The organism is Comamonas antarctica, assembly GCF_013363755.1.
GTDB lineage: Bacteria > Pseudomonadota > Gammaproteobacteria > Burkholderiales > Burkholderiaceae_C > Comamonas > Comamonas antarctica.
On record NZ_CP054840.1, the window covers coordinates 2,041,288 to 2,067,729 of the forward strand.

Annotated in this window: 25 protein-coding genes; 16 read left to right on the top strand and 9 right to left on the bottom strand. The window is 66.0% G+C overall.

Annotated elements, in window-relative coordinates; all coding sequences use genetic code 11:
* Positions 1–4: 4 nt before the first annotated feature.
* From HUK68_RS09710 to HUK68_RS09720, 3 genes are all read right to left on the bottom strand, one after another.
* Positions 5–1,348: a GntP family permease gene (locus tag HUK68_RS09710; RefSeq protein ID WP_175504018.1), complete on the bottom strand. Its 1,344-nt coding sequence runs from the start codon at positions 1,346–1,348 to the stop codon at positions 5–7.
* Positions 1,349–1,420: 72 nt separating this feature from the next.
* Complete coding sequence (alaS, locus tag HUK68_RS09715; RefSeq protein ID WP_175504019.1) at positions 1,421–4,045, bottom strand: alanine--tRNA ligase; 2,625 nt, start codon at positions 4,043–4,045, stop codon at positions 1,421–1,423.
* A gap of 202 nt (positions 4,046–4,247) precedes the next feature.
* On the bottom strand, positions 4,248–5,597 hold the full coding sequence (locus HUK68_RS09720; protein ID WP_175504020.1) for an MFS transporter: 1,350 nt from the start codon (positions 5,595–5,597) through the stop codon (positions 4,248–4,250).
* A 319-nt stretch (positions 5,598–5,916) separates the two neighbouring features.
* Between HUK68_RS09720 and cyoA the strand changes: the two genes are divergently transcribed.
* The 6 genes from cyoA to HUK68_RS09750 all read left to right on the top strand — a co-directional run bounded on the left by cyoA (position 5,917) and on the right by HUK68_RS09750 (position 12,188).
* Positions 5,917–6,963 carry a ubiquinol oxidase subunit II gene (gene cyoA / locus HUK68_RS09725; protein WP_175504021.1) on the top strand — a complete coding sequence of 349 codons (1,047 nt, stop codon included), beginning with the start codon at positions 5,917–5,919 and terminating at the stop codon, positions 6,961–6,963.
* Between the two features lie 63 nt (positions 6,964–7,026).
* Positions 7,027–9,024, top strand: coding sequence for a cytochrome o ubiquinol oxidase subunit I (cyoB, locus tag HUK68_RS09730; RefSeq protein ID WP_175504022.1), 1,998 nt, complete (start codon positions 7,027–7,029; stop codon positions 9,022–9,024).
* Positions 9,017–9,649 carry a cytochrome o ubiquinol oxidase subunit III gene (cyoC, locus tag HUK68_RS09735; protein WP_175504023.1) on the top strand — a complete coding sequence of 211 codons (633 nt, stop codon included), beginning with the start codon at positions 9,017–9,019 and terminating at the stop codon, positions 9,647–9,649. Before cyoB ends, cyoC begins: the two co-directional genes overlap by 8 nt.
* Complete coding sequence (cyoD, locus tag HUK68_RS09740; RefSeq protein WP_175504024.1) at positions 9,649–10,059, top strand: cytochrome o ubiquinol oxidase subunit IV; 411 nt, start codon at positions 9,649–9,651, stop codon at positions 10,057–10,059. Before cyoC ends, cyoD begins: the two co-directional genes overlap by 1 nt.
* 65 nt (positions 10,060–10,124) lie before the next feature.
* Complete coding sequence (locus HUK68_RS09745) at positions 10,125–10,850, top strand: SURF1 family protein (RefSeq protein WP_175505797.1); 726 nt, start codon at positions 10,125–10,127, stop codon at positions 10,848–10,850.
* A gap of 108 nt (positions 10,851–10,958) precedes the next feature.
* Positions 10,959–12,188 carry an ATP-binding protein gene (locus tag HUK68_RS09750; protein ID WP_175505798.1) on the top strand — a complete coding sequence of 410 codons (1,230 nt, stop codon included), beginning with the start codon at positions 10,959–10,961 and terminating at the stop codon, positions 12,186–12,188.
* Positions 12,189–12,209: 21 nt separating this feature from the next.
* On the opposite strand, the gene HUK68_RS09755 is transcribed toward HUK68_RS09750, so the two are convergent.
* From HUK68_RS09755 to HUK68_RS09765, 3 genes are read right to left on the bottom strand one after another with little or no spacing between them, the layout of a single operon-like run.
* The gene (locus HUK68_RS09755) at positions 12,210–12,743 is read right to left on the bottom strand and encodes a response regulator transcription factor (protein WP_175504025.1); all 534 of its coding nucleotides are present in this window, start codon (positions 12,741–12,743) and stop codon (positions 12,210–12,212) included.
* Between the two features lie 13 nt (positions 12,744–12,756).
* Positions 12,757–13,656 (bottom strand): heme o synthase, encoded by a 900-nt coding sequence (gene cyoE / locus HUK68_RS09760; RefSeq protein ID WP_175504026.1) that lies wholly within the window; start codon positions 13,654–13,656, stop codon positions 12,757–12,759.
* Positions 13,653–14,825 (bottom strand): COX15/CtaA family protein, encoded by a 1,173-nt coding sequence (locus HUK68_RS09765; protein ID WP_175504027.1) that lies wholly within the window; start codon positions 14,823–14,825, stop codon positions 13,653–13,655. The genes cyoE and HUK68_RS09765 overlap by 4 nt, the downstream gene beginning before the upstream one ends.
* A gap of 323 nt (positions 14,826–15,148) precedes the next feature.
* On the opposite strand from HUK68_RS09765, the gene HUK68_RS09770 reads away from it, so the two are divergent.
* The 3 genes from HUK68_RS09770 (at position 15,149) to HUK68_RS09780 (ending at position 17,108) form a co-directional block, all read left to right on the top strand.
* Positions 15,149–15,373 carry a hypothetical protein gene (locus HUK68_RS09770; protein ID WP_175504028.1) on the top strand — a complete coding sequence of 75 codons (225 nt, stop codon included), beginning with the start codon at positions 15,149–15,151 and terminating at the stop codon, positions 15,371–15,373.
* Between the two features lie 40 nt (positions 15,374–15,413).
* The gene (locus HUK68_RS09775) at positions 15,414–15,761 is read left to right on the top strand and encodes a hypothetical protein (RefSeq protein ID WP_244146304.1); all 348 of its coding nucleotides are present in this window, start codon (positions 15,414–15,416) and stop codon (positions 15,759–15,761) included.
* A gap of 339 nt (positions 15,762–16,100) precedes the next feature.
* A complete protein-coding gene (locus HUK68_RS09780) occupies positions 16,101–17,108 on the top strand; it encodes a D-2-hydroxyacid dehydrogenase family protein (protein ID WP_175504029.1) in 1,008 nt (335 codons plus the stop codon).
* 45 nt (positions 17,109–17,153) lie between these two features.
* Here the strand turns inward: HUK68_RS09780 and HUK68_RS09785 are convergent, their stop codons facing one another.
* The 3 genes from HUK68_RS09785 to HUK68_RS09795 are packed head-to-tail and all read right to left on the bottom strand — an operon-like array spanning position 17,154 to position 19,725.
* A complete protein-coding gene (locus tag HUK68_RS09785; protein WP_244146305.1) occupies positions 17,154–17,675 on the bottom strand; it encodes a hypothetical protein in 522 nt (173 codons plus the stop codon).
* Entirely contained in the window at positions 17,672–18,106 is a 435-nt protein-coding gene (locus tag HUK68_RS09790) for a DNA polymerase III subunit chi (RefSeq protein ID WP_175504030.1), read from the bottom strand. Before HUK68_RS09790 ends, HUK68_RS09785 begins: the two co-directional genes overlap by 4 nt.
* Before the next feature lie 20 nt (positions 18,107–18,126).
* Complete coding sequence (locus tag HUK68_RS09795; RefSeq protein ID WP_175504031.1) at positions 18,127–19,725, bottom strand: leucyl aminopeptidase; 1,599 nt, start codon at positions 19,723–19,725, stop codon at positions 18,127–18,129.
* Positions 19,726–19,748: 23 nt separating this feature from the next.
* On the opposite strand from HUK68_RS09795, the gene lptF reads away from it, so the two are divergent.
* The 7 genes from lptF (at position 19,749) to HUK68_RS09830 (ending at position 26,377) form a co-directional block, all read left to right on the top strand.
* Positions 19,749–20,852, top strand: a complete 1,104-nt coding sequence (lptF, locus tag HUK68_RS09800; RefSeq protein WP_175504032.1) for an LPS export ABC transporter permease LptF — start codon at positions 19,749–19,751, stop codon at positions 20,850–20,852.
* Positions 20,849–21,955, top strand: coding sequence for an LPS export ABC transporter permease LptG (gene lptG, locus HUK68_RS09805; protein WP_175504033.1), 1,107 nt, complete (start codon positions 20,849–20,851; stop codon positions 21,953–21,955). The genes lptF and lptG overlap by 4 nt, the downstream gene beginning before the upstream one ends.
* 2 nt (positions 21,956–21,957) lie before the next feature.
* Positions 21,958–22,341 (top strand): sirohydrochlorin chelatase, encoded by a 384-nt coding sequence (locus tag HUK68_RS09810; RefSeq protein ID WP_175504034.1) that lies wholly within the window; start codon positions 21,958–21,960, stop codon positions 22,339–22,341.
* A gap of 99 nt (positions 22,342–22,440) precedes the next feature.
* Complete coding sequence (locus tag HUK68_RS09815; RefSeq protein WP_175504035.1) at positions 22,441–23,382, top strand: CysB family HTH-type transcriptional regulator; 942 nt, start codon at positions 22,441–22,443, stop codon at positions 23,380–23,382.
* 58 nt (positions 23,383–23,440) lie between these two features.
* Positions 23,441–24,607, top strand: coding sequence for a pyridoxal phosphate-dependent aminotransferase (locus HUK68_RS09820; RefSeq protein ID WP_175504036.1), 1,167 nt, complete (start codon positions 23,441–23,443; stop codon positions 24,605–24,607).
* A gap of 210 nt (positions 24,608–24,817) precedes the next feature.
* Positions 24,818–25,444 carry a superoxide dismutase gene (locus HUK68_RS09825; RefSeq protein WP_175504037.1) on the top strand — a complete coding sequence of 209 codons (627 nt, stop codon included), beginning with the start codon at positions 24,818–24,820 and terminating at the stop codon, positions 25,442–25,444.
* Positions 25,445–25,456: 12 nt separating this feature from the next.
* Positions 25,457–26,377 (top strand): ZIP family metal transporter, encoded by a 921-nt coding sequence (locus tag HUK68_RS09830; protein WP_175504038.1) that lies wholly within the window; start codon positions 25,457–25,459, stop codon positions 26,375–26,377.
* Positions 26,378–26,442 lie beyond the last annotated feature (65 nt).

Here is a 26,442-nt window from a genome sequence, read left to right on the forward strand (position 1 = left end):
GGCCTCAGCCAAACAGGCTGGCGAGCATCACCAGCAGCAGCGAGATGATCGACGCGATCGAGGTCACCAGGGTCAGCGTCTTGAGCGCGCCCTTGGTCGACAACCCCATCAGGCCCTTGAACATCCAGAAGAAGTTGCTGTTGACCTGCACCGCGAACAGCGCGCCCGAGGCAATGGCGAAACCGATGACCACCGGCGAGATCGCGATCTGCGACAGGACCGGCCCGATGATGCTGGCCGCGGTCAATGCCGCCACCGACACCGAGCCGATGGCCACATGCAGCACCGCGGCCACGAACCAGGCCAGCACGATGCTCAGCAGCGCCGGCCCGCCCGCGTCGTGCGAGAACAGCTTGCCCAGTTCCACGCCCATGCCCGAAGCGGTGATGATCGCGCCCAGCGAGCCGCCGACGCCGGTGATCAGCAGGATCTCGCCGCTGGTCTTGAAGCCATCGGTCAAGACCTCGCCGGTGCGCTCCACGCCAATGTAGCGCCGGGCGAGCAGATAGGCGCCCAGCAGCCCGACAAACAGCGCCAGGTTGGCGTTGCCGATGAAACCGATCAGCTCGCTGCTGTAACCCGCAAGCTTGGCAAACGCGCCAAATGCGATCATCAGCAGCGGCACGACGATGGGCGCCGCCGCGAGCAGCAGCCCCGGGCCGCCGGCTGGCGGCGCCTGCGCATCCTGGGCCTCGGTCTCGACCATGGCCTCGCTCGCATCCTCGTCGGTTTCAGGCTTCCAGTAGTTGGTGCGCAGCAGCAGGCTGAACACAAAGGTGGTCAGCAGCGCCGTCGCGAGACCGATGCATAGCCCGCCCACGAGCCATGCACCCAGGCTCACGTTCATCTGGCCGGCCACGAGAATCACCGCCAGCCCGGGAACGACAAACACATAGCCCGAGAAGATGCCCGTGCCGATCGCGCCCGCGAGCAGCGGCAGGCCGTTGCGGCCCAGCAGCGGCGCCGCAGAGCGCGCCACGGGCGCGCCCAGCACCACCTGCACATCGACATAGATCGAGGGAAAGAGCGTCGACATCGCGCCGGCCATCGCATACGGCAGGCGCCTGGCGCCGACGGCCGCGACCAGCGCCTGCACCATGCGACTGAACGCGCCGGTGGCATGCAGCAGCGAGCCGATGACGACCCCGAAGCCGATGAGCAGGCCCACCTTGCCCATGATCTCGCCAAAACCGCCGGTGATGGCGCCGAGCGTGTCCGCAAAGCCGACGCCGCTGGCCAGCCCGAGATACAGCGAGCCCAGCACCAGGGAGATCACGGGATCGACACGCAGCCAGATGATCAGGCCAATCACCAGCACGATGGCCAGCACGGTATGCATTACGACCATGTCGTCTCCTTGGAAATCAGCTTGCGCTGCCCGGCGCCGGCGCCACGCAGGCGCCCGCGCCGGGACGTGGGCTCAAAGGCGCTCGCTGACCCAGCCCTGCACCGAAGCCAGCGCCTCCGGCAGCGCCGCGGCATTGGTGCCGCCGGCCATCGCCATGTCCGGCTTGCCGCCGCCCTTGCCGCCGACCTGCAGCGCAACGTGGTTCACGAGTTCGCCGGCCTTGAGCTTGCCGATGCAATCCTTGGTCACGCCCGCAGCCAGCTGCACCTTGTCGCCATCGACCGCTGCCAGCACGATGACCGCCGTACCCAGCTTGTCCTTGAGCTTGTCCATGGTGTCGCGCAGGGTCTTGGCGTCGGCGCCTTCGAGGCGCGCGGCCAGCAGCTTCACGCCCTTGACGTCGACGGCCTGGTTCACCAGCTCATCGCCCTGGTTGGATGCCAGCTTGCCCTTGAGCGCCGCGATTTCCTTTTCCAGTGCCTTGATCTGGTCGAGCGCCTGGCCGATACGGCCCGTGAGTTCGGTGGCCGGGGCCTTGAACGCACCCGCGGCCTGGGCCACGGTGTCTTCGAGCGACTGCAGGTAGGCCAGCGCATTCGCGCCGGTCACGGCCTCGATGCGGCGCACGCCTGCGGCCACGCCGCTTTCGCCGACGATCTTGAACAGGCCGATGTCGCCGGTGCGCTGCACATGGGTGCCGCCGCACAGCTCGCGGCTGCTGCCGATGCCCAGCACGCGCACGGTCTCGCCGTACTTCTCGCCGAACAGCATCATCGCGCCGGTCTGCTTGGCGCTCTCGATGTCCATTTCCGCGGCATCGGTGGCCGAGTTCTCCAGGATTTCGGCGTTCACGCGGCGTTCGATCTCGCGGATTTCGGCATCGGTCACGGGCGCGCCATGCGTGAAATCGAAGCGCGTGCGGTCGGCGTTGACCAGGCTGCCCTTTTGCTGCACATGGCTGCCCAGCACTTCGCGCAGCGCCTTGTGCATGATGTGCGTGACCGAGTGGTTGCGCATGGTCGCGGCGCGCACCTCGGTATTGACTTCGGCCGACACGCTGTCGCCCACCGCCAGGCGGCCGGTTTCCAGCACGCCGTGGTGGCCGAACACATCGGCCTTGATCTTGAGCGTGTCCTGCACCGCAAAGCGCGTGCTGCCCGCAGTGATCACGCCTTCGTCGCCGACCTGGCCGCCCGATTCTGCATAGAACGGCGTGCTGTCCAGCACGACGACACCGCTTTGGCCGGCCTCGAGCGCCTGCACGCTCGTGCCGTCGGCATACAGCGCCAGCACCTTGGCCGGGGCCGCGAGCGCGCCGTAGCCGGTGAAGGCGTTGGACGCGCCGGTGTACTCCAGCGCGCGGTCCATCTTGAACTTGCCGGCGGCGCGCGCCTTGTTCTTCTGCTCTTCCATCGCGGCGCGGAAACCGGCCTCGTCGACGCTCAGGCCGCGCTCGCGTGCCACGTCGTTAGACAGGTCCAGCGGGAAGCCATAGGTGTCATGCAGCTTGAAGGCGACGTCGCCGGGCAGCACCTTGACGTCGCCCGCAAGCGCGTTGTCGAGGATTTCCATGCCGTTGGCAAGCGTCTCGAAGAAGCGCTCTTCCTCGGCCTTGAGCACGGCGGTGATGCGCTCTTCCTGGGCGCGCAGCTGGGGGTAGGCATCGCCCATCACGGCCACCAGGTCCTTGACCAGCTTGTGGAAGAATGGCGTCTTCTGGCCCAGCTTGTACCCGTGGCGGATGGCGCGGCGCACGATGCGGCGCTGCACGTAGCCGCGGCCTTCGTTCGACGGAATCACGCCGTCGCTGACCAGGAAGGAGGTGGCGCGGATATGGTCGGCAATGACCTTGAGCGAAGGGTTGCTCAGGTCTTCGGTATGCGTCTCGCGGCCGGCGGCCTTGATCAGCGCCGCGAACAGGTCGATCTCGTAGTTGCTGTGCACGTGCTGCAGGATCGCGGCCAGGCGCTCCAGGCCCATGCCGGTGTCGACGCAGGGCGCGGGCAGCGGATGCACCTGGCCCTTTTCGTCCATGTCGAACTGCATGAACACGTTGTTCCAGATCTCGATGAAACGGTCGCCGTCTTCATCGGGACTGCCCGGAGGGCCGCCGGCAATGTGCGCGCCGTGGTCGTAGAAGATTTCCGAGCACGGACCGCAGGGGCCGGTGTCGGCCATCATCCAGAAGTTGTCGGACTTGTAGCGGCCGCCCTTGTTGTCGCCGATGCGGATCACGCGCTCGGGCGGCAGGCCGATTTCCTGGGTCCAGATCTCATAGGCCTCGTCGTCCTCGGCGTAGACCGTCGCGAGCAGGCGCTCCTTGGGCAGCTTGTAGACCTCGGTCAGCAGTTCCCAGGCCCACTTCAGCGATTCGCGCTTGAAGTAGTCGCCAAACGACCAGTTGCCCAGCATCTCGAAGAAGGTGTGGTGGCGCGCGGTGTAGCCGACGTTTTCCAGATCGTTGTGCTTGCCGCCCGCGCGCAGGCAGGCCTGCACCGAGGTGGCGCGGGTATAGGGGCGCTTGTCCGTGCCGAGGAACACGTCCTTGAACTGCACCATGCCCGAATTGGTGAACATCAGCGTCGGGTCGTTGCCCGGCACCAGCGAACTCGACGGCACGATGGTGTGGCCCTTGGAGGCGAAAAAGTCCAGAAACGACTTCCGGATTTCGGCAACGGAAAAAGTGGGTTGGCTCATGGCGTAAGGTTTGGAATTGCGCGGCGCCGCCTTGCGGCGGGACAATCTTCCATTATAGATTTGTGCGGGCTGTGCTGAGCGGCAGCCGCCATTGCCATGTGAAACCCGCGCATATTCGGCAGAACGGACGAAAAAAAACCTGTCCGCGCAAGAGACGCGGACAGGCGTTGGTTCAGGGCCGGCCGGCGCCGGGCCCGTACGCTCAGGGAGTGCTTTCGCTGTCCCTGGCTTCGATCGCGCGGTTGATGGCCAGTGCCGCCAGGGTGCAGATGCCGCCCGACAGCAGGTAGATGCCCAGGCCGAACAGGCCGAAGCGCGCCGACACGGCCAGCGCCACCAGCGGCGCGAAGGCCGCGCCCACCAGCCAGGCCATGTCGGTCGACAATGCCGCGCCGGTATAGCGGTAGTGCGGCGTGAAGTTCGCCGTCACCGTGCCCGAGGACTGGCCGTAGGACAGGCCCAGCAGCACGAAGCCGATCAGCAGGAAGGCGTTGTTGCCGGCCTGGCCGCTGCCCAGCAGGCCCGGGCCGACGAAGCTGAACACGCAGATCAGCGCCGCCATCGTGCCCAGCGTATTGCGCCGGCCGAAGCGGTCGGCCAGCCAGCCCGATCCCACCATCGCAATGCCGGCCAGCACCGCGCCCAGCATCTGCACGCGCAACACATCGACCACCGGCTGCTCGGAATACAGCTCGATATACGACAGCGGGAAAATCGTCACCAGGTGGAACAGCGCAAAGCTGGCCAGTGCCGCGAATGCGCCGATCGCCACATTGCGGCCCTCGGAGCGCACCACCTCGCTGACCTTAACCGGCTCGAGCACGTTTTCCGTCAGCAGATGCGAGTACAGCTGGCCGACGACCAGGCGCAGGCGCGCAAACAGGGCCACGACGTTGATGGCAAACGCCACGAAGAACGGGAAGCGCCAGCCCCAGGCGAGGAATTCCTCGGGCGTGGTCTGGGCGTACACGAATGCAAACAGGCCGGCGGCCAGGAAGAAGCCCACGGGCGCGCCCAGCTGGCCCACCATCGAGAACCAGCCGCGGCGCTGGCGCGGTGCCGAGATCGCCAGCAGCGACGGCAGGCCGTCCCAGGTGCCGCCCAGCGCCAGGCCCTGGCCGATGCGCAGCGTGGCAAACAGCACGATGGCCCAGAAGCCCAGCCGTTCGTAGCCCGGCAGGAAGGCCATGCCCACGGTGCAGCTGCCCAGCAGGAACAGCGCAATGGTCAGCTTGGTGCCGCGGCCCCAGCGCCGCTGGATGGCCATGGAGATGGCGGTGCCGAACGGGCGCGCGATGAAGGCCAGCGAGAAGATCGCAAACGATGCCAGCGTGCCGTCGATGCGCGAAAGAGAAGGAAACAGCAATGCGGGAAACACCAGCACGCAGGCAATGCCGAACACGAAGAAGTCGAAATATTCCGAGGTCCGGCCGATGGTCACGCCGACCGCGATGTCGCCGGGAGTGACCTCCTCGTGCGTGTCGGCACGCGACAGGGATTCGGGACTTTCGAAGCCCCCAGAGGAAGGTGCTGTGTAACTGGCTGCGCTCATGAAGATACCTCCCATTCAATTGACTAGCTGTTTCTACGCTGGTCAATGAGAGAGCCTGGTACGGCTTTGGCGCCTGCGCGCGTCAGCCAAGAACTACAGCCCCGCCATTGACTGCTTCCTCCGGCCGGCCTGATGCCGGCCGACATCGCTTCGGCTCACCCGCCTACATCGAAATCCGCTGATCCACCAAGAATGGCGCAATACACCCACGTATTGACGTGGGACAAAATGTCCAATCGACAATTTGCTCCTTTTTATTACATTTACGCTGGTTCCAATTCCACGTTTACACCTAAGCGCGCTCCGGCGCGCCCATGACATGCTTCAATCCAAGGAAATCCGTGGGCCTGCGTGGCTCACAGCGACCGCGCTTGTCGCCGCCCTCACCGGCTGCAGCAACGCCGTGGTTCTCAACCCCGCAGGCGATATCGCCGCGCAGCAAGGTGATCTGGTCATGCTGGCCACCTTCCTGATGCTGCTGATCATCGTTCCCGTGATCCTGCTGACGTTCTTCTTTGCCTGGAAGTACCGCCAGTCGAACACCGAAGCCGAATACGATCCGGACTTCCACCACTCGACCAAGCTCGAACTGGTGATCTGGACCGCACCGCTGATCATCGTGATCATCCTGGGCGCGATCACCTGGATCAGCACCCACAAGCTCGACCCCTACCGTCCCCTGGACCGCATCGACCATGCGCGCCCGCTGGCCGAGAACGTGCAGCCGCTGACGGTGGAAGTCGTGGCCATGGACTGGAAGTGGCTGTTCTTCTACCCCGAGCAAGGCATTGCCACGGTCAACGAACTTGCCGCACCGGTCGATCGCCCGATCCACTTCAAGCTGACCTCGACCACGACCATGAACGCGTTCTACGTGCCTGACCTGGCCGGCATGATCTATGCCATGCCCGGCATGCAGACCGAGCTCAACGCCGTGATCAACAAGGAAGGCGTCTACAAGGGCATGTCCTCGCATTACAGCGGCCCGGGCTTCTCCGGCATGACGTTCAAGTTCCACGGCCTGAGCAACGAAGGCTTTGCCGAGTGGATCGCCAAGGCCAAGGCCGAAGGCAAGACGCTGGACCGCACGACCTATCTCGACCTGGCCAAGCCCACCGAGCGCCACCCGGTCGAGCGCTACGGCAATGTCGACCCCAAGCTCTACCACACGGTGCTGAACCGCTGTGTCGAGGAAGGCCAGATGTGCATGCACACCATGATGGCCATCGACAAGGCCGGCGGCGAGTCTTATGCGCGCGCCAAGGGCCTGAACCTGTCGGCCGACATCTGCACGACCGAAGACGCCGCGAAAATCACGGCCGCGCTCGAACCCGGCGTCGCCACCGAAGCCGTCATCCAGCAATAAGCAATTCGGTGGCCAGCACGCCGGCCCTGCCGGCCTTGCTGTCCACCTCACAAGAGACCCTTTATGTCTGACCAACTAGATACAGCGCAACTGATCTTCGGACGGTTGAGCTGGCAATCGATACCGCTGCACGAGCCCATCCTGCTGGCCACCTTTGCCGGCGTGATCCTCGGCGGCCTGGCAGTGCTGGCGCTGCTGACCCGCTTCAAGCTCTGGGGCCCGCTGTGGCGCGACTGGATCTGCAGCATCGACCACAAGAAGATCGGGATCATGTACATGATCCTCGGCATCGTCATGCTGCTGCGCGGCTTTGCCGACGCGCTGATGATGCGTGCCCAGCAGGCCATCGCCACCGTCGACGGCCTGGGCTTCCTGCCACCGCACCACTACGACCAGATCTTCACGGCCCACGGCACGATCATGATCTTCTTCGTGGCGATGGCGCTGGTCACCGGCCTGATGAACTACATCGTGCCGCTGCAGATCGGCGCGCGCGACGTGGCCTTCCCGTTCCTGAACAACTTCAGCTTCTGGATGACCACCGCCGGTGCCATCCTGGTGATGGTGTCGCTGTTCGTCGGCGAGTTCTCGACCTCGGGCTGGCTGGCACTGTCCAATCTGGGGCACAACCCGGAGGGGGTGGGGCTTGACTACTACATCTGGTCGCTGCAGATCGCCGGCGTGGGCACCACGCTGTCCGGTATCAACCTGCTGGTGACCATCGTCAAGATGCGCGCTCCGGGCATGACGCTGATGAAGATGCCGATCTTCGTCTGGACCTCGCTGTGCACCAACGCGCTGATCGTCGCCTCCTTCCCGGTGCTGACGGCCACGCTGCTGCTGCTGTCGCTCGACCGCTACCTGGGCACGCACTTCTTCACCAACGACATGGGCGGCAACGCCATGCTGTACGTGAACCTGATCTGGATCTGGGGCCACCCCGAGGTGTACATCCTGATCCTGCCGGCCTTCGGCATCTTCTCCGAAATCACCGCCACGTTCAGCCGCAAGCGCCTGTTCGGCTACACCTCGATGGTGTATGCGACGGTGGCGATCACCATCCTGTCCTACCTGGTGTGGCTGCACCACTTCTTCACCATGGGCTCGGGCGCGAGCGTGAACTCGTTCTTCGGCATCACCACGATGATCATCTCCATCCCGACCGGGGCGAAGATCTTCAACTGGCTGTTCACGATGTACAAGGGCCGCATCCGCTTCACCGTGCCGATGATGTGGACCGTGGGCTTCATGGCCACGTTTGCCGTCGGCGGCATGACCGGCGTGCTGCTGGCCGTTCCCCCGGCCGACTTCGTGCTGCACAACAGCCTGTTCCTGATCGCCCACTTCCACAACGTCATCATCGGCGGCGTGGTGTTCGGCTTGTTTGCCGCCATCAACTACTGGTTCCCCAAGGCCTTCGGCTTCATGCTCGACGAGTTCTGGGGCAAGGTGTCGTTCTGGTGCTGGCTGGTCGGCTTCTGGGTCACCTTCACGCCGCTGTACGTGCTGGGCCTGATGGGCGCCACGCGCCGCGTCAACGTGTTCGAGGACGCGTCGTACAACATCTGGCTGTACATCTCCTTCGTCGGCGTGATGATCGTCGCCGGTGGCATTGCCGCCTTCCTGATGCAGCTTTGGGTCAGCTTCCGCAACCGTGCGGCACTGCGCGACCTGACGGGCGACCCATGGGATGCGCGCACGCTGGAATGGTCGACGGCTTCGCCCACGCCTGACTACAACTTCGCCATGACGCCCCAGGTCTACGAGATCGACGCGTGGTGGGACATGAAGAAGCATGGCTACAAGCGACCCCTGACGGGCTTCAAGGCGCTGCACATGCCCAAGAACACCGGTGCCGGCTTCGTGATCGCCATGGTGGCGACGCTGTTCGGTTTCGCGATGATCTGGCACATGTGGGTGGTTGCCGGCCTGTCGTTTGCCGCCATCGTGCTGATCTCCATCGTCCATACCTTCAACTACAAGCGCGACTACTACATCCCAGCATCGGAAGTTGCTGCGACTGAAGATGCCCGCACTGAACTGCTTGCACGCAATGTCTGAACTCCGCATGAACGCTGGCGCCGCGGGCGCCATTGAACCCCGCGAATACCACCTGGCCGAGGAACCCCACCCGGCCAACGGTACGGCGCTGGGCTTCTGGCTCTACCTGATGAGCGACTGCCTCATCTTCGCTGCCCTGTTTGCCACCTATGGCGTGCTGGGCCGCAGCTACGCCGCCGGCCCGACCGGCGCCGACCTGTTCGACCTGCCGCTGGTGGCGATGAACACCGCCTTCCTGCTGCTGTCGTCGATCACCTTCGGCTTCGCGATGCTCAAGAAGCAGCAAAGGCAAGTCGGCGCGACGCTGGGCTGGCTGGCCGTCACCGGCGTGCTGGGCCTGTGCTTCCTGGGCCTGGAACTCTATGAGTTCTCGCACCTGCTGCACCAGGGCGCGGGCCCGGGCCGCAGCGCCTTCCTGTCGTCGTTCTTCACGCTGGTCGGCACCCACGGTCTGCACGTCACCTTCGGCCTGATCTGGCTGGTCGTGCTGATGCTGCAGATCAACAAGCATGGCCTGACGCACGAGAACAACCGCCGCCTGATGTGCCTGTCGATGTTCTGGCACTTTCTGGACGTGGTCTGGATCGGCGTCTTCACCTTTGTCTACCTGATGGGAGTGCTGTAATGAGCGCACACGACATCCACGCCGGCCATGCGCACGACGCGCATGACGACCACCACCACGAGGTCGGCCCGCACAGCAGCTTCTCCGGCTACATGACGGGCTTCGTGCTGTCGGTGATCCTGACGGCCATCCCGTTCTGGCTGATCATGGCCAAGGTCATCGAAGGCCGCGCCACTGCGGTGCTGGTGCTCGGCGCATTTGCCATCGTGCAGATCCTGGTGCACATGTACTATTTCCTGCACATCGACAGCAAGATCGAAGCCGGCTGGACGCTGCTGTCGACGATCTTCACCATCATCTTCGTGGTCATCGCGCTGTCGGGCACGCTTTGGGTCATGTTCCACATGAACGCCAACATGATGCCCAACCACGACATGTCGCCTGCCGCCACGACGACACCGCAGCCTTGACCACTGCCGAAGCCAAAGCATCGAGCGCCGGACCCGCGGGTCCGCGCTCCACTGCTCTCAAGGCCATGCTCGCATTCGTGGGCGTGGCCTTGTTTGTTTCCTTCCTGGGCCTGGGCACCTGGCAGCTGCAGCGCCGTGCCTGGAAGCTCGACCTGATCGAGCGTGTCAACGAGCGCGTGCGCGCCGCGCCCGTGGCCGCGCCTGCGCCAGCAGAGTGGCCTCAGGTCAACGCGCAGCAGCACGAATACCTGCCCGTGACGCTGGCGGGGCAATTCCTGCCGCAAAAGACGGTGCTGGCGCAGGCCGTCACCGAGCTGGGCGCGGGCTTCTGGGTGCTCACGCCGCTGCAGGCCGCCGATGGCAGCCAGACATTGGTCAACCGCGGCTTCATTCCCGCCGGCGAGCGCCAGGCCTGGCAGCCCGACCGCAGCGGCGCGGGCGACGCGCCCCAGACCGTCACCGGCCTGCTGCGCATGGCCGAGCCGGGCGGCGGTTTCCTGCGGGACAACGATGCCGCGCAGCAGCGCTGGTATTCGCGCGATGTCGCGGCCATTGCCGCGGCCCAGGGCCTGGAGCGTGCCGCGCCCTACTTCATCGATGCGGGCCGCCCCGGCCAGCCGGTGGCCGCTCAGGCCTGGCCGCGTCCGGGCATGACCGTGATCTCGTTCCACAACAGCCACCTGGTCTATGCCCTGACCTGGTATGGCATGGCCGCCATGGTACTGGTCGCCGCGGCCGTGGTGGTGCGCTGGGAACGGCGCCGCAGCCAGCCCGAGCCCAAGACCTTGTAGGGCGGCCGATTCACCGGCTGCGGCAAAATCGCAGCGGTGAATCGCCCCCTACGCGCCCGCTCCTCCGATCCGCTGTCCCAGGTCGACCTGACCACCGAACGCAAGAACATGCAGCTGCTGATACAGCTGCGCTGGCTTGCCGTGGTCGGCCAGGTCGTGACCATTGCCATCGTGCACTACGGCCTGGACATTCCGCTGCCGCTGCCCGAGATGACCGCCGTGCTGATGGCGCTGATCGTCACCAACCTCGGTTATCTGTATTGGTTCAAATGGCGCCGGCGCAACGTCACCAGCCTCGGGCTGTTCTGCGCGCTGCTCGCCGATGTCGCCGCGCTGTCGGTGCAGCTGTACCTGAGCGGCGGCGCCAGCAACCCCTTCGTCTACCTGTTCCTGCTGCAGGCCGTGCTCAGCGCGGTGCTGCTGCCCACGGCCTACACCTGGGTGATCGCGGTCATCACCGCGCTGTGCGCCATCGACCTGGCCGGATCCTCGCGGCCGCTGGCCATCGAGCCCGACCACAACCTCTACGTGATGGGACTGCTGACCTGCTTCGTGTTGACCACCGTGCTGCTGGTGATCTTTCTCACGCGCATCGTCGGCAACCTGCGCCGGCGCGACTCGCGCCTGGCCGACATGCGCCAGCGTGCCAGCGAAGAGGAACACATCGTGCGCATGGGCCTGCTGGCCACGGGCGCGGCGCATGAATTGGGCACGCCGCTGGCCACGATGTCGGTGATCCTGGGCGACTGGCAGCGCATGCCCGAGATCACGCGCCAGCCCGGGCTGCAGCAGGATCTCGATGAGATGCAGCAGCAACTGCTGCGCTGCAAGAGCATCGTGAGCAATGTGCTGCTGTCGGCGGGCGAGGCGCGCGCCGATGCGCCCCAGCCCACCACCTTGTTCCGTTTCATGGACCGGCTGATCGCGCAGTGGCAGGAAACCCACCACCCGGGACGCTTTCGCTACCGCAACGATATCGCGCAGGACCTGCCCATCATCTCGGATACCGCCTTGCAGCAGATGATCTGCAATGTGCTGGACAACGCGCTCGAGGCCTCGGCCGACGAGGTCGAGATGCGCCTGCGCCGCGAGGACGACCAGCTGGTGATCACGGTGCTGGACCGCGGCACTGGTTTCGCGCCCGAGATCCTGCGCCATTTCGGCAAGTACCAGCAGTCGAACAAGACCGACCGCGCGGGCCGCGGCGTCGGGCTGTTCCTGGTGACCAATGTCGCGCGTTCGCTTGAAGGCACGGCGTCGGCACGCAACCGCGATGACGGCGGCGCCGAGGTGACGATCCGCTTTCCGCTGGCCTCGATCATGCTCGCGCCGCACTGAGCGCGCGCCCCGGTCCAGCGTTTACTTCACCTGGCGCTTCTCGAGCTTGCGCGCCAGCGTGCGCCGGTGCATGCCCAGGCGCCGTGCGGCCTCGGAAATATTGAAGCCGGTTTCGGCCAGCGTCTCGTGGATGTGCTCCCACTCCAGCGTCTTGATCGAGCTGGTCTGCTGCGTCAGCTCGACTTCGGTGTCGCCCGCGATGCGGCCGAACGCGGCTTCGATATCGTCCGTGTTCGAAGGCTTCGCCAGATAGTGGCAGGCGCCCAGCTTCACGGCCTCTACGGCCGTCGCGATGCTCGCATAGCCGGTGAGCACCACGATCAGCGCCTCGGGGTTTTGCTCATGCAGCATCTGTATGCAGTTGAGCCCCGACGCATTGCCCGCGAGCTTCAAGTCCATGACCGCATAGCCGGGCCGGTGCTCTTGCAGCAAGGCCTTGACCTCATCGGCGCTGGCCGCGCGCAGCACCTGGTAGCCACGCCGCTCGAAGGAGCGCGCCAGGGTGCGCGCAAATGCGTCGTCATCCTCGACCAGAAGCAGCAGGCGGGTGTCCATGGCGTGGCCTTCCTCAGAAGAACAGGTAGTGGTCCACCAGCAGCGCCGCGAACAGCAGGCTCAGGTGCACCAGCGAGAAACGGAAAGTGCGCCAGGCCAGCGCGTCCGAATACGCGCGGCGCAGGCGCCAGGCGTAGGCGCAGAATCCCGCGCCCAGGATCACCGCGGCCGCGAGGTAGAGCCAGGAACTCATGCCGTAGAGGAAGGGCAGCAGGCAGGCGGCAAACAGCACCACCGTGTAGAGCAGGATCTGCAGCCGCGTGTGCTCGCTGCCATGCGTCACGGGCAGCATCGGCAGGCCCGACTTGCGGTAGTCCTCCACGCGGTACAGCGCCAGTGCCCAGAAATGCGGCGGCGTCCAGAGGAAGATGATCAGGAACAGGATCAAGGCCTCGGGCCCGACCTGACCGGTCATGGCGGCCCAGCCCAGCACCGGCGGCATCGCGCCCGAAGCCCCGCCAATGACGATGTTCTGCGGCGTGCGCGGCTTGAGCACCACGGTATAGATGACCGCATAGCCGACAAAGGTGGCGAGTGTGAGCCACATCGTCAGCGGATTGCTGCCGATGAACAGGATGACCGATCCCGCCGTGCACAGCGCGGCCGAAAATGCGAGTGCCTGCGAACTCGACAGCTCGCCGCGCGCCGTCGGACGCCACGAGGTGCGCTGCATGCGCGCATCGATGTGCTTTTCCACCAGGCAGTTGAAGGCCGCGGCCGCGGCCGCCACCAGCCAGATGCCGATGCACGACACCGCCATGTGCAGCCACTGCTGCGCCGAAGGCCAGCCGGGCACGGCAAGCACCATGCCGATCAGCGCGCAGAACACGATCAGCTGCACCACCCTGGGCTTGGTCAGGGCGTAGAACTGGGAGAAGCGGGAAGCGGGGGAAAGCAGGGTATCCGTGGTCATGCGCGAGCGAAGGCTTTCTTCGGGGGAGATTGGCGCAGCTCCGGGTCCGCGCGAGAGGTGCGGCTGGCCGCCAGGCTCCAGACCAGTACGCCCACCAGCGCCGCAGCGCCTCCGGTGTGCAGCACGGCGGCAAGCAGCGGCCAGTCAAAAAGAACGTTCGACAAGCCGGTCATCACCTGCAGCAGCAGCAGGATGGCCAGCCAGCGGCGCTGGCGCGCAAGCGCCTGGCCGCGGCGCAGCGCAAAGACCAGCGCCACCAGCACCGGCACCACGACATAGGCGGCCAGGCGGTGCAGGTAATGGATGGCGGTCAGGGCCTCGAAATCGAGATGGCTGCCATCCTTGAGCATGCCCAGCGGCCGCCAGATCTCGAATGCCTGGGAGAAATTCATTGCCGGCCACCAGCTGCCCTGGCAGGTCGGGAAGGTGGTGCAGGCGAGCACCGCGTAGTTGGTGCTGACCCAGCCGCCGAGCGCGATCTGCAGCGTCAGCAGCGCCAAGCCGCCAGCCAGGGCGCGGCGCAGCCAGGGGGCCAGCGGCTCGGGCGCGCGCCCCCGCACGGCCAGGCCGTGCGCCACGGCGGGCACGCACAGCAGCGCCAGCAGCACCGTGCCGCCCAGCAGATGCAGGGTCACGATGGCAGGAAACAGTTTTTCGGTCACCGTGAGCGCCCCGAACGCTCCCTGGATGCACACCCAGACCAGGCTCACGGTGGGCCACCACGGACTGCGGCCCGCGGACAGCGGCATCCTGCGTGCCAGGCGCCAGCTCAGCAGCGTCAGCGCAATGATCAGCACGCCCACTCCGGTTGCGAGGTAGCGGTGGATCATCTCCACCCAGGCCTTGCCATGGGTCACCGGCCCGGTCGGCATCGCGGTCTGCGCCGCCGTGATTTCGACATGCGCGCCCAGCGGGCTCGCGTTGCCGTAGCAACCGGGCCAGTCGGGGCAGCCCAGGCCCGAGTCCGTGAGGCGCGTGAACGCCCCGAACATCACCAGATCGAAGGTCAGGAACAGCGTGAAGACACTCAGTGCCAGCAGACGTTCGGCCGGGCCATGCTGGCGGTTGCGAAACCAGACCCAGGCCAGCGGCGCCAGTGCAATCACCGCGCCGATCAGCATCAAGTGCAGCAGGGGTTCCAAGTCGTAAAGGGGCTGGCTACTGGTCATCAGGTCATCACTCGGCTCATATCAGGTGCGCTGTGCAGACCGTCTGCGGCAGGAAGGCACAATTTTCAAGATTGTCTGAAATATCTGAACACTCTCAAGAAAAAACCGCGCTGATTCAGGGCGCGGGGAGTGCAGTCAGGACCTTGCGCGCCAAATAGCACACCGCCGGCGATGGCGCATTGTCCCGGGTCAATTCTATCGGTGTGCGCGCCGCGTCGCAGCGAGTGTGCAAGTGACCCTATGGATCGAGTGTCGTGCGCCCCGGCAACCAGCACCCTACAGTACGCGCGCCAACGGCCGATAGGGAAGGCACAAGGAATTACATGACCTACGTTGCCGATATCACCCGCATTCCCGACCTGCCCCTGCAAGCCCATGAACATGGCTTCGCCTGCTTTTCCTGCGGCCAGCCGCTGACCACTTCGGCCGTGCGCTACGACGGCAAGGGCGGCAGCATCCTGCTGCACCTGCGCTGCGCCAATGAAATGGGCCAGCGGCTGATCGTCGATTCCTGGACCAACCGGCGCAACAACGCGCCCGCTGCCTGAAGCCGGCCATGGAGCGTGAGGGCTGCGCCCATAATGCGGTATGCCCACTCCTATCTGCCCCACCTGCGGCCATGCACTGGCCGACAGCAGCCTGCCTTGCCCCCAGTGCGGGAAACAACCCGCCATCCATGCGGCGCCCGCCGCGCGCAGCCGCCTCGTGCCCTGGCTCATCGGCTTGCCGGTAGGCGCATTTGCGCTGCTGATGCTGATCGGCTCGCTGCTGTCCACGCCCGAAGGCAACGAGCAGTGGGTCGCGCGCGAAGCCATCAAGGTCTGCAACAAGGAAGTCGCGCGCGCTCCCGAGGACCGCAAGCGGGCCGACCTCACGCTGCAGGACTGCGCAGATCTCGAGACCGCTTTCCGCGCGCAATATGGCATCGACCCGTGAACTCCAGGCGCCGGGCGGCCACTCACGCGCGCCGCATCCTGTGGCGTCATACGCATCTCCATGAGTGGCCATTACACGCCTTGCTACATGCCCAGCCAATCTGTAACAATCAACCCCGCGATTCAGGCCGTGCCCATGGCGTCGCCGGCGTGAAGGCCTGAGCGCATGCGGGACAATGGGCCATCCGGAAAATTGCCTGCCGGCGGCGGGCGAAACGCATGCAGGTCGCGGGCGACGCCGCCTGCTTCCACTCTTTTCAGCCCCGGGCCAGCCTGCCACGCACAGGCACGGGCCCGGGTCGCCACCACCTACCCATAGCCTGTGAGCTGGGAGCCCGTCATGAACATTGTCATCCTGGACGACTACCAAGACGCTGTACGCAAACTGCAGTGCGCGAGCCGCCTGGACGCCTTCAATGCCAAGGTATATACCAACAGCGTCAAGGGCCTGGGCCAGCTGTCGGTGCGGCTGCGCGACGCGGACATCATCGTGCTGATCCGCGACAGAACGGCGATCACGCGCCAGCTGATCGAGAAGCTTCCGCGGCTCAAGCTGATTGCCCAGACTGGCCGGGTCGGCAGCCACATCGACGTGCAGGCCTGCACCGACCACGGCATTGCCATCGCCGAAGGCGTGAGCTCGCCGGTCGCGCCCGCCGAGCTGACCTGGGCGCTGATCATGGCCGCGATGCGCCGGCTGCCACAGTACATCGCCAACCTCAAGCATGGTGCCTGGCAGCAGTCAGGCTTCAAGGCCGCATCGATGCCGCCGAACTTCGGCCTGGGCAATGTACTGCGCGGGCGCACGCTGGGCATCTGGGGCTATGGGCGCATTGGCCGCATCGTGGCCGGTTACGGCCGCGCATTCGGCATGAACGTGCGCGTCTGGGGGCGGGATGCATCGCGCGCCCAGGCGCTGGCCGACGGCTACCAGGCCGCGACCTCGCGCGAGGATTTCTTCGCCCAGTGCGATGTGGTCTCGCTGCACCTGCGCCTGAACGAAGCCACCGAGCACATGATCACGCTGAACGATCTGTCGCTGATGAAACCCACGGCGCTGCTGGTCAACACCTCGCGCGCCGAGCTGATCGAGGCCGATGCGCTGGTTGCGGCGTTGCAGCGCGGCCGTCCCGGCATGGCGGCCATCGATGTGTTTGAAAGCGAGCCCATCCTGCAGGGCCACGCGCTGCTGCGCATGGAGAACTGCATTTGCACGCCGCACCTGGGTTATGTCGAGCAGGACAGCTACGAGCTGTATTTCGGCGCGGCCTTCGACAACGTGGTCAACTTCATCAACGGCGCGCCGACGCAGATCGTCAACCCCGACTTCCAGCTGGCGGCACGCTGAAGCCAGCGCCGCGCCGCGCAGCCGGGCTGCGCGCGCGGCGGTGCATCAACCCCGGGCCCGGGCGCCCTGCTCCAGGCGCTCGTGCGCCACGGCCTCCTGCACCGTCTGGCGCACCACGGACTCGAGTTCCTCCTGCAGGCGCAGCGTGAGCGAGCGCGTCTGCGCCTGCACCACCTGGGCGATGGTCTCGCGCAGCCTCTCATCGAGCACCTGGTCCACGCGTTCGAGCAGACGCTGCACCAGCAGTTCCTCGGCATGGAGCCAGGTCTCGGCCTCGGGACGCACCACCGGCGCGGCAGCGCGCAGCGGCGCCGCGGATTCGGGCGGTGCGAGCTCTGGTTCGGGCTCAGGCTCGGGTTCCGGCTCCGGCCCGAACTCGGCCTGAGGCGCAGACCATGGTTCTTGCTCGGGCACAGATGAGGATTCCCACTCCGGCACGGGCTCCGGTAGCGGGTCGGCGCGATGAACCGCGGCCTCCGGCCCGATGGCGAGCGCCTCGGGCTCGTTGACCACTTCGGTCAAGGTCGGCACATAGCGCGGCGGTGGTTTGCCAGCAAAGCCCATCATGCCCCCTTCAACACCAGATCGTGGCGCACGATGGGCAGGCCCAGGCCCGCATAGTGCTTCCAGCGCAGCCGGGCCTGCGCCCGGTCCTGCTCGTCGTGCGCACTGACCACCTCGACCACACGCGCAAACGGCGCGAAGTGCGCGGGCACCTGCTCCCACAGGTTGAGCAGCAGGTCCCGGTGCGGCGCGCAACGCTCATCCTGCACCAGCACCACGGGCGATGCCGCAAACACCTGCGCGTCATCGCCCTCGCAGGCATGGGCCAGGAACTCGGTCGGCGGCATCTTCCACAGCATGGAAGACAGCGCCTGCGTCACCGCCTGCGGTCCGGTCACCACCACGCGCACGTCATTGCGCATGGCCTTGCGCACGAAGCGGCAGACATAGGCCAGCCGGTCCGGCGCATTGAAGTGGAAGGCGACTTCGGTCATGGCCTGAGCGCTGTACTGGCTCAAACCAGGGGTCCGGACGCAGCGTCCGGCGCCTCGGCCTCGGCGGTGACGGCCTTGACCGCCTTGACCGCAGCTGCCGCATCGGGCGATGCCAGTACCTTGGCGGACTTCGCCGGCTTCGCGGCCTTGGCCGGCTTGGCAGGCTTGGCCGGCGCCGCCGTCTGGGCGGCGTCCAGCAGGTAATGCACCAGCAGGCCCACGGGACGTCCGGTAGAACCCTTGGCGGTGCCGCCCTTCCACGCCGTGCCAGCGATGTCCAGATGCGCCCATGCCATGTCGCCGACGTAGCGCTGCAGGAACTTGGCCGCCGTCACCGCGCCGCCCGCACGGCCGGCCACGTTGCCCATATCGGCAAAGTTGCTCTTCAGGCCTTCCGCATATTCGTCGTCGAGCGGCATGCGCCAGCACAGGTCCTGCGATGCTTCGCCGGCGTTCTCCAGCGCCTGGGCCAGGGCCTCGTCATTGGAGAACAGGCCGCTGCGCAGGCCGCCCAGCGCCACCACGCAGGCGCCCGTGAGGGTGGCGATATCGATCACGGCGCGGGGCTTGAAGCGCGCCACGTAGGTCAGCGCATCGCACAGCACCAGCCGGCCCTCGGCGTCGGTATTGAGCACCTCGATGGTCTGGCCGCTCATGCTGGTGACCACATCGCCAGGCTTGACCGCACGGCCATCGGGCATGTTCTCGCAGGCGGGAATCAGGCCGACCACATTGATCGCGGGGCGCAGCTCGGCCAATGCGCGGAACACGCCCAGCACGCTGGCCGCGCCGCCCATGTCGAACTTCATCTCGTCCATTTCCGCCGCAGGCTTGAGCGAAATCCCGCCGGTGTCGAAGGTGATGCCCTTGCCGACCAGTGCCACGGGCGCCTCGTTGCGGGCGCCGCCGCGGTAGTGCAGCTCGATCAGGCGCAGCGGTTCGTTCGAGCCCTGGGCCACCGCAAGGAACGCGCCCATGCCGAGCTTCTCGACTTCGGCCGGACCATGCACCTTGCACTCGATGCCGGGCAGCTTGGCCAGCGCCTTGGCGGCTTCGCCCAGGCGCGTCGGGGTCGCATGGTTTGGCGGCCGGTTGGCCCACTCGCGCGTCACGCCCTGCCCCAGCGCCAGCGCCACGCCGCAGTCGAATGCCGACTGCAGCGGCGCCTTGGCGGGAACGCCGAACAGCACTTTTTCCAGGCTGCAGGGCTTGGCCGAGGGTTTGGTGGCGGAGAATACGTAGGTGGCATCAGCGAGCACCTGCACGGCCGCGGTCAGCGCCGGCGCAGGGACATCGAAACTGAAGCACACTACGGCGCGCTTGAGCGCTGACCCGGTCAACGCCGGGCCGACTGCGGCCAGTGCCTTGCGCACCGCCTTGGCCGAGCCATCGCCCGCGCCGACCAGCAGCACGCGGCGCGCGGCAATGGCGGGAAGGTGGTAGAGCGACAACGACTTGCCGGCTTCGGTCTGCAAGTCACCATGCTTGAGGGCCAGGGCCACGAGCGAGGACAGAGGATCGGACGCAGCGGGCGTGGGCTCGGCGACAAGCAACACCAGCAGGTCACATTTTTCATTGGCGGCTGCCGCGATGGTCAGTGCCTTGAGATCAAAGTTCATAATCGGCGTTTTCCTTTCAGCCAATGTTATTCGATTCATCCATACGCAAAGAGCTGGCCCGCAGCTTTGGCGCCACCCTGGTGGTGCTGGTCACTGTCGTCATGACCATGATGCTGATTCGCACATTGGGTCAGGCATCGCGCGGCAATGTCAACCCGTCCGATGTGATCATGGTGATGGGGTTCACGGTTCTGGGCCAGTTGCCGACCATACTGGGGCTCAGCCTGTTCGTGTCCGTCGTGGGGTCTCTCTCGCGCATGTACCGGGACAGCGAAATGGTCATCTGGTTTGCGAGCGGACGCGGGCTGGTGTCGTTCCTGCCGGCGCTGCTGCGCTTTGCCTGGCCGGTCGTGGCGGTCATCGCCGTGCTGGCAACGCTGGTCTGGCCCTGGTCGAACCAGCAGGTGCAGCAGCTGCGCGCGCAATACTCGCAGCGCAGCGACATCGACCGCATCGCGCCCGGTGAATTCCAGGAGTCGTCCGATGGCTCGCGCGTCTTCTTCATCGACAAGGACACCCCGGGCGCGCAGGCCGCCAGCAATGTGTTCATCGTCACCACCCAGGCCGATTCCGAATCGGTGACCTCGGCGCGCAGTGCGCGCCTGGTGGTCGAGAACGGCCAGCGCACGGTCATATTGAGTGACGGCCAGCGCGTCGAGACACAGACCGGCACGCCCGGCGTGAAGATCAGCGAATTCAAGGAATATGGCCTGCAGCTCGGAACGGGCGGCGGCAGCGTCGAGGAGGATGCCTCGGCGCGCAGCCAGTACACGCATGCGCTGTGGAGCAGCGCCGAGCCGGCCTACCAGGCGGAACTGGGCTGGCGCCTGGGGCTGCCGTTCGCGGCGCTGAATTTCGTCGTGCTGGGCCTGGCAGTGGCCAGCGTGAACCCGCGCGCGGGCAGCAGCTCGAGCCTGATGATCGCGCTGTTCGCCTTCATCGTCTATTACAACCTCATGACCCTGGGGCAGAGCTGGGTCGGCGCGGGCCGCATCGGCGCATTGAGCTTTCTGGCGCTGCTGCACGGCGCCACGCTGGTCTGCGCGCTCGGCGTGCTGGTGGCCCGGCACAACCGCTGGTCCGTTCGCTCGCTCTGGTCCAACCGACGCAAGAAAGCCACGCCATGAAAGTCCTGCGCCGACTCATCTACCGCGATGCGCTGTCCGCCGTGGGCTTCGTGACCCTGGCCTTCCTCGGGCTGTTCTTCTTCTTCGACCTGATCGACGAGCTGCGCTGGGTTGGCCGCACCGGCGGCGAACTCTACAAGCCCTCGCACGCGCTGATGTTCGTGCTGCTGAGCCTGCCCAGCCACCTCTACGAGCTGCTGCCGATCACGGTGCTGATCGGCACGATCTTCGTCATGTCGCGGCTCGCGCAGAGTTCCGAATTCACCATCATGCGCACCAGTGGCATGGGGCCGTGGATGGCGCTGCGCACGCTGCTGGTGCTAGGCCTGGGCTTCGTGGTGCTGACTTTTGCGGTCGGCGACTATATCGCGCCCGCGGCCGAGCGCGTGGCGCAGACCGTCAAGGCCGCGCAACTCGGCCGTTTGTCCACCGGGGCCACCGGTGCCTGGCTCAAGGAGCGCCAGGGCGACCACTCGTTTGCGGTCAACGTGAACGCGCTGGGCAATGACGGCGAACTGCTGGGCGTGCGCATCTTCGAGTTCGATGCGCAGGGCCATATGGCCTCGCAGACGCGGGCGGAGTCCGCGGCCGTCGACGCACGCAATGACGTGTGGGAGCTGCGCAAGGTCACGCGCAGCGTCTACGTGGTCGAAGGCGAGCAGGCCCGGCTCGAGCGCACGCGCCTAGATACGCTGCGCTGGGACACCCGCATCAGCGCGGAAATGATTGCCGCCTCGCTGCTCAAACCCGACCGCATGGCCACGCTCGACCTGTTCCAGTACATCCGCCACCTCGAGGCCAACGGCCAGTCGGCGCAGCGCTATGAGATCGAGTTCTGGCGCAAGGTGTTCTACCCGCTGAGCTGCCTGGTCATGGTGGTGCTGGCCTTGCCGTTCGCCTACCTGCACTTCCGCTCGGGAGGCATCGCGGCCTACGTGTTTGGCGGCGTCATGGCAGGCATCAGCTTCTTCCTGCTGAACAATGTGTTCGGCTACGCCGGCAACCTGCAGAACTGGTCGCCCTGGCTCACGGCGGCGGCGCCGGGCTTCATCTACAGCCTGCTGTCGCTGGGCGCGTTCAGCTGGCTCGTCCTCAGGCGATGAACATGGACCACACCTCCCCTCACTTCGGCGTGATCCTGCTGGGCCATGGCTCGCGCGATCCCCTGTGGCGCGCGCCCATGGAGGCGGTGCAGGCACAAATGGCGCGCACCCATCCGCAGCTGCTCTGCTGCTGCGCCTATCTCGAATACACCGAGCCCGCGCTGGAGCAGGCCGCCGATGCGCTGGTGGCCCAGGGCGTGCGGCAGCTGCGCATCACGCCCATGTTTCTTGGCACCGGCAAGCACGCGCGCGAAGACATCCCCCAGCTCGTGGCCGCGCTCGAGGCGCGCCATCCGGGGGTGGCCGTCGAGGTGCAGCCGTCGGTGGGAGAAGATGCACGCGTCACGGCGTTGCTTGCAGATATCGCCACCCAGCCACCGCTGTGAGGCTGGCAGGCGGATATGGCGGCGCTGCAGGGAGCGTATCAGTTGTTTTTTGTTAGACAAATGCGTCATAATAAAGGACGCTTTTAGCAGAAATCAGATATGAACCTGCATCAATTCCGCTTCGTCCAGGAAGCCGCACGCCGCAACCTCAACCTCACCGAGGCGGCCAAGGCGCTGCACACCTCGCAACCCGGGGTCTCGAAGGCCATCATCGAACTCGAGGAAGAGCTGGGCGTGGACATCTTCGCGCGCCACGGCAAGCGCCTCAAGCGCATCACCGAGCCGGGCCAGCATGTGCTGCAGAGCATAGAGCTGATCATGCGCGAAGTCGGCAATCTCAAGCGCATCGGCGAGCAGTTCAGCGCCCAGGACAGCGGCACACTGAGCATTGCCACCACCCATACCCAGGCGCGCTACGTGCTGCCCCCGCCCGTGGCCAAGCTGCGCGCGGCCTATCCCAAGGTCAACATCAGCCTGCACCAGGCCACGCCCGCCGAGGTCGCGCGCATGGTCATCGATGAAGTCGCCGAGATCGGCATGGCCACCGAGTCGCTGTCCGACTATCCCGAGCTGGTGACCCTGCCCTGCTACGAATGGGAGCACGTGCTGGTGGTGCCGCCGCAGCACCCGCTGGCGCAGAAGGAACGCATCTCGCTGGACGACATCGCGCACGAGTCGCTGATCACCTACCACCCCTCGTTCACCGGCCGCGGCAAGATCGACCAGGCGTTCGCGACCCGGCGCATGCAGCCGCGCGTGGTGCTCGAGGCCATCGATTCCGACGTGATCAAGACCTATGTGCGCCTGGGCCTGGGCATCGGTATCGTGGCCGAGATGGCCATGCGCGATGACCACGCGGCCGACCTCGTCGTGCGCCCCATGGGCCATCTGTTCGGCCAGAACGTCGCGCGCGTGGCCTTCAAGCGCGGCGCCTACCTGCGCAACTTCGTCTACAAGTTCGCCGAACTGCTCAGCGACCGCCTGAGCCGCGAACTGGTGGTGCGCGCGATGAACGGCCATGTCGCCGACTACGAACTCTGACCCGTCCGACTGACCCGCGCTGCGCCGTCGGCCAGTGCGCTTTCGTTTCTGCTGCTCCATGAACTCTGCCTCCCCACGCACTCCGCAATTCGCCAGCAAGCTGCCCGCCGTCGGCACCACGATCTTCAGCGTCATGTCGGCGCTGGCCAGCGAACACCAGGCGGTCAACCTGGGCCAGGGCTTTCCCGATTTCGCCTGCGATCCGGCGCTGATCGATGCCGTGGACCAGGCCATGCGTGCCGGCCACAACCAGTACCCGCCCATGCCTGGCGTGCCCGCGCTGCGCCAGGCCGTGGCGCAGAAGATTGCCGCGCTGCACGGCCGCAGCTACAGCCCTGACACCGAGATCACCATCACCGCGGGCGCGACGCAGGGCATTCTCACCGCCATCCTGGCCTGCGTGCATCCCGGCGATGAAGTCATCGTGCTCGACCCCTGCTACGACAGCTACATCCCGAACATCGCGCTCGCCGGCGGCGTCGCCGTGCGCGTGCCGCTGACCCCGCATACCTTCCGCCCCGACTTCGCCAAAATCGCGGCCGCCATCACGCCGCGCACCCGGTTGCTGATCATCAACACGCCGCACAACCCCAGCGCGACGGTGTGGACTGCCGCGGAGATGCGCACGCTCGAGGAACTGCTCGCGCCCACCGATGTGCTGCTGATCAGCGACGAAGTCTATGAACACATGGTGTTCGACGGCGCCGAGCACCAGAGCGCGGCGCGATTTCCGGGCCTTGCCGCGCGCGCCTTCATCAACTCGAGCTTCGGCAAGACCTTCCATGTCACGGGCTGGAAAGTCGGCAGCGTGGCCGCGCCCGCGGCGCTGATGGCCGAGTTCCGCAAGGTGCACCAGTTCAATGTGTTCACGGTGAACACCCCCATGCAGCATGGCCTGGCCAGCTACATGGCCGAGCCCGCGCGCTACCAGAGCCTGCCGGCCTTCTACCAGGCCAAGCGCGACCTGTTCCGCGCCGGCCTCGAGGGCTCGCGCCTGAAGCTGCTGCCCTGCACCGGCAGCTTCTTCCAGTGCGTGGACATCTCGGCCGTCAGCGACCTGAGCGAAGCCGATTTCTGCCAGTGGCTGGTGCGCGAGATCGGCGTGGCCGCGATTCCGCTGTCGGCGTTCTATGGCGATGGCTTCGACCAGCGCGTGGTGCGTTTTTGCTTTGCGAAGGAAGACACGACGCTGCACGCCGCGCTGGAACGCCTGCGCCGCCTCTAAGGCGGCTTGCCCCGCGCCCTGCGGCCGGGCGCCGGCAAAAGGCGGGTGCCACAGGCGCGCAAACTACCGCTTCGGCTGGCTCATACCTATGAGCGAAAAAGGGGTTTTATGCAAGAAATGATTCTCATTTAGGATGCAAGGACGATTCCAGCATTGCGCCATCGCGACGCAGCCTGGGTTTTCCTTCACCCACAGCAGAGACCTCAACCGATGCCCCATACCCTGCCCCCGCTTGCCTATGCATACGATGCCCTGGAGCCCAATATCGATGCGCAGACGATGGAGATTCACTACACCAAGCACCACCAGACCTATGTGAACAACCTCAATGCAGCGCTGGAAGGCAGTGAATATGCCGCGCTGCCGATCGAGGCCCTGGTCGCCCAGGTCGAGTCGCTGCCCCAGGCGCTGCGCGCGCCCGTGCGCAACAACGGCGGCGGCCATGCCAACCACAGCCTGTTCTGGAAAGTCATGTCGCCCCAGGGCGGCGGCGCCCCCGAAGGCGAGCTCGCACGCGCCATCGACGCCGATCTGGGCGGACTCGACGCCTTCAAGGCCGCGTTCACCAAGGCTGCGCTGACCCGCTTCGGCAGCGGCTGGGCCTGGCTCACGGTGGACAAGGCCGGCAAGCTGGCCGTGGAGAGCAGCGCCAACCAGGACAACCCGGCCATGGTTGGCATAGGATCGGGCAATACCGCCATCCTCGGCCTCGATGTCTGGGAACATGCGTATTATCTGAAGTACCAGAATCGCCGCCCCGAATACATCGCGGCTTTTTACAACGTCATCGACTGGGCCGAGGTGGCACGCCGATACGCCCAGGCGCGACAAGCCTGAGAGGACGACCCCATGGATGAGCGCTCTTCGCCCGCCGCGGGTCCCGCCGGTCCGCCCGGCGGGCAACGGTTGCGGCTCAAGACCCGGATCGGGCTTGCGATCTCGGTCGTCGGCCTGTGGGCCCTGTGTGCGCTGATCTGGAACGGCCTGCAAAGCAATCCCGCCGCGCGCGGCGCGCTGCTGGCAGGCGGCGTGGCGGCGCTGGCCACGGCGCTTGGCACCCTGCCGGTGCTGCTCGCCCAGCGCCCGTCCGAACGCCTGCAAGACACCATGTTCGGCTTTGGCGCGGGCGTGATGCTTGCTGCCTGCGCTTTCTCGCTGGTGATACCGGGCATCGACGCGGTGCGCGAGGCCGGCGGCAGCGCCTGGACGGCCAGCGTGTCGGTCGGCACGGCCATCCTGCTGGGCGGCCTGGTGCTGCTCGCCATGGACAAGCTTTTGCCGCACGAGCATTTCATCAAGGGCCGCGAAGGCGCGAACGCACAGCAGCTGCGCCGCACCTGGCTGTTCGTCATTGCCATCGCCTTGCACAATATTCCCGAAGGGCTGGCGATCGGCGTCGGCTATGCGGGCAACGATGAAGTGGTGCGCGCCAACGCGCTGGCCATAGGCATCGCCATCCAGGACGTGCCCGAAGGCTTTGTCGTCGCTGCCGCCCTGCTGGCTGCGGGTTACGGCCGCATGCTGGCGGTTGCCATCGGCATGGCGTCAGGTCTCGTCGAGCCTTTGGGCGCCGTGGTGGGCGCCTCCATCGTCGGCCATTCCGCTGTGCTGCTGCCTTGGGGCCTGGGCTTTGCCGCGGGTGCCATGCTGTTTGTCATCAGCCACGAAATCATTCCCGAATCCCACCGCAAGGGCCACGAAGTCTTTGCCACCACCGGCTTGATGCTGGGCTTTGTCATGATGATGGTGCTCGATACCGCGCTCGGCTGAGCGCGCTCGTCATCACGCGGATGCTGTTCAGCACCGCACTTAGCCGGCGCGATAAGCCTGCCGGC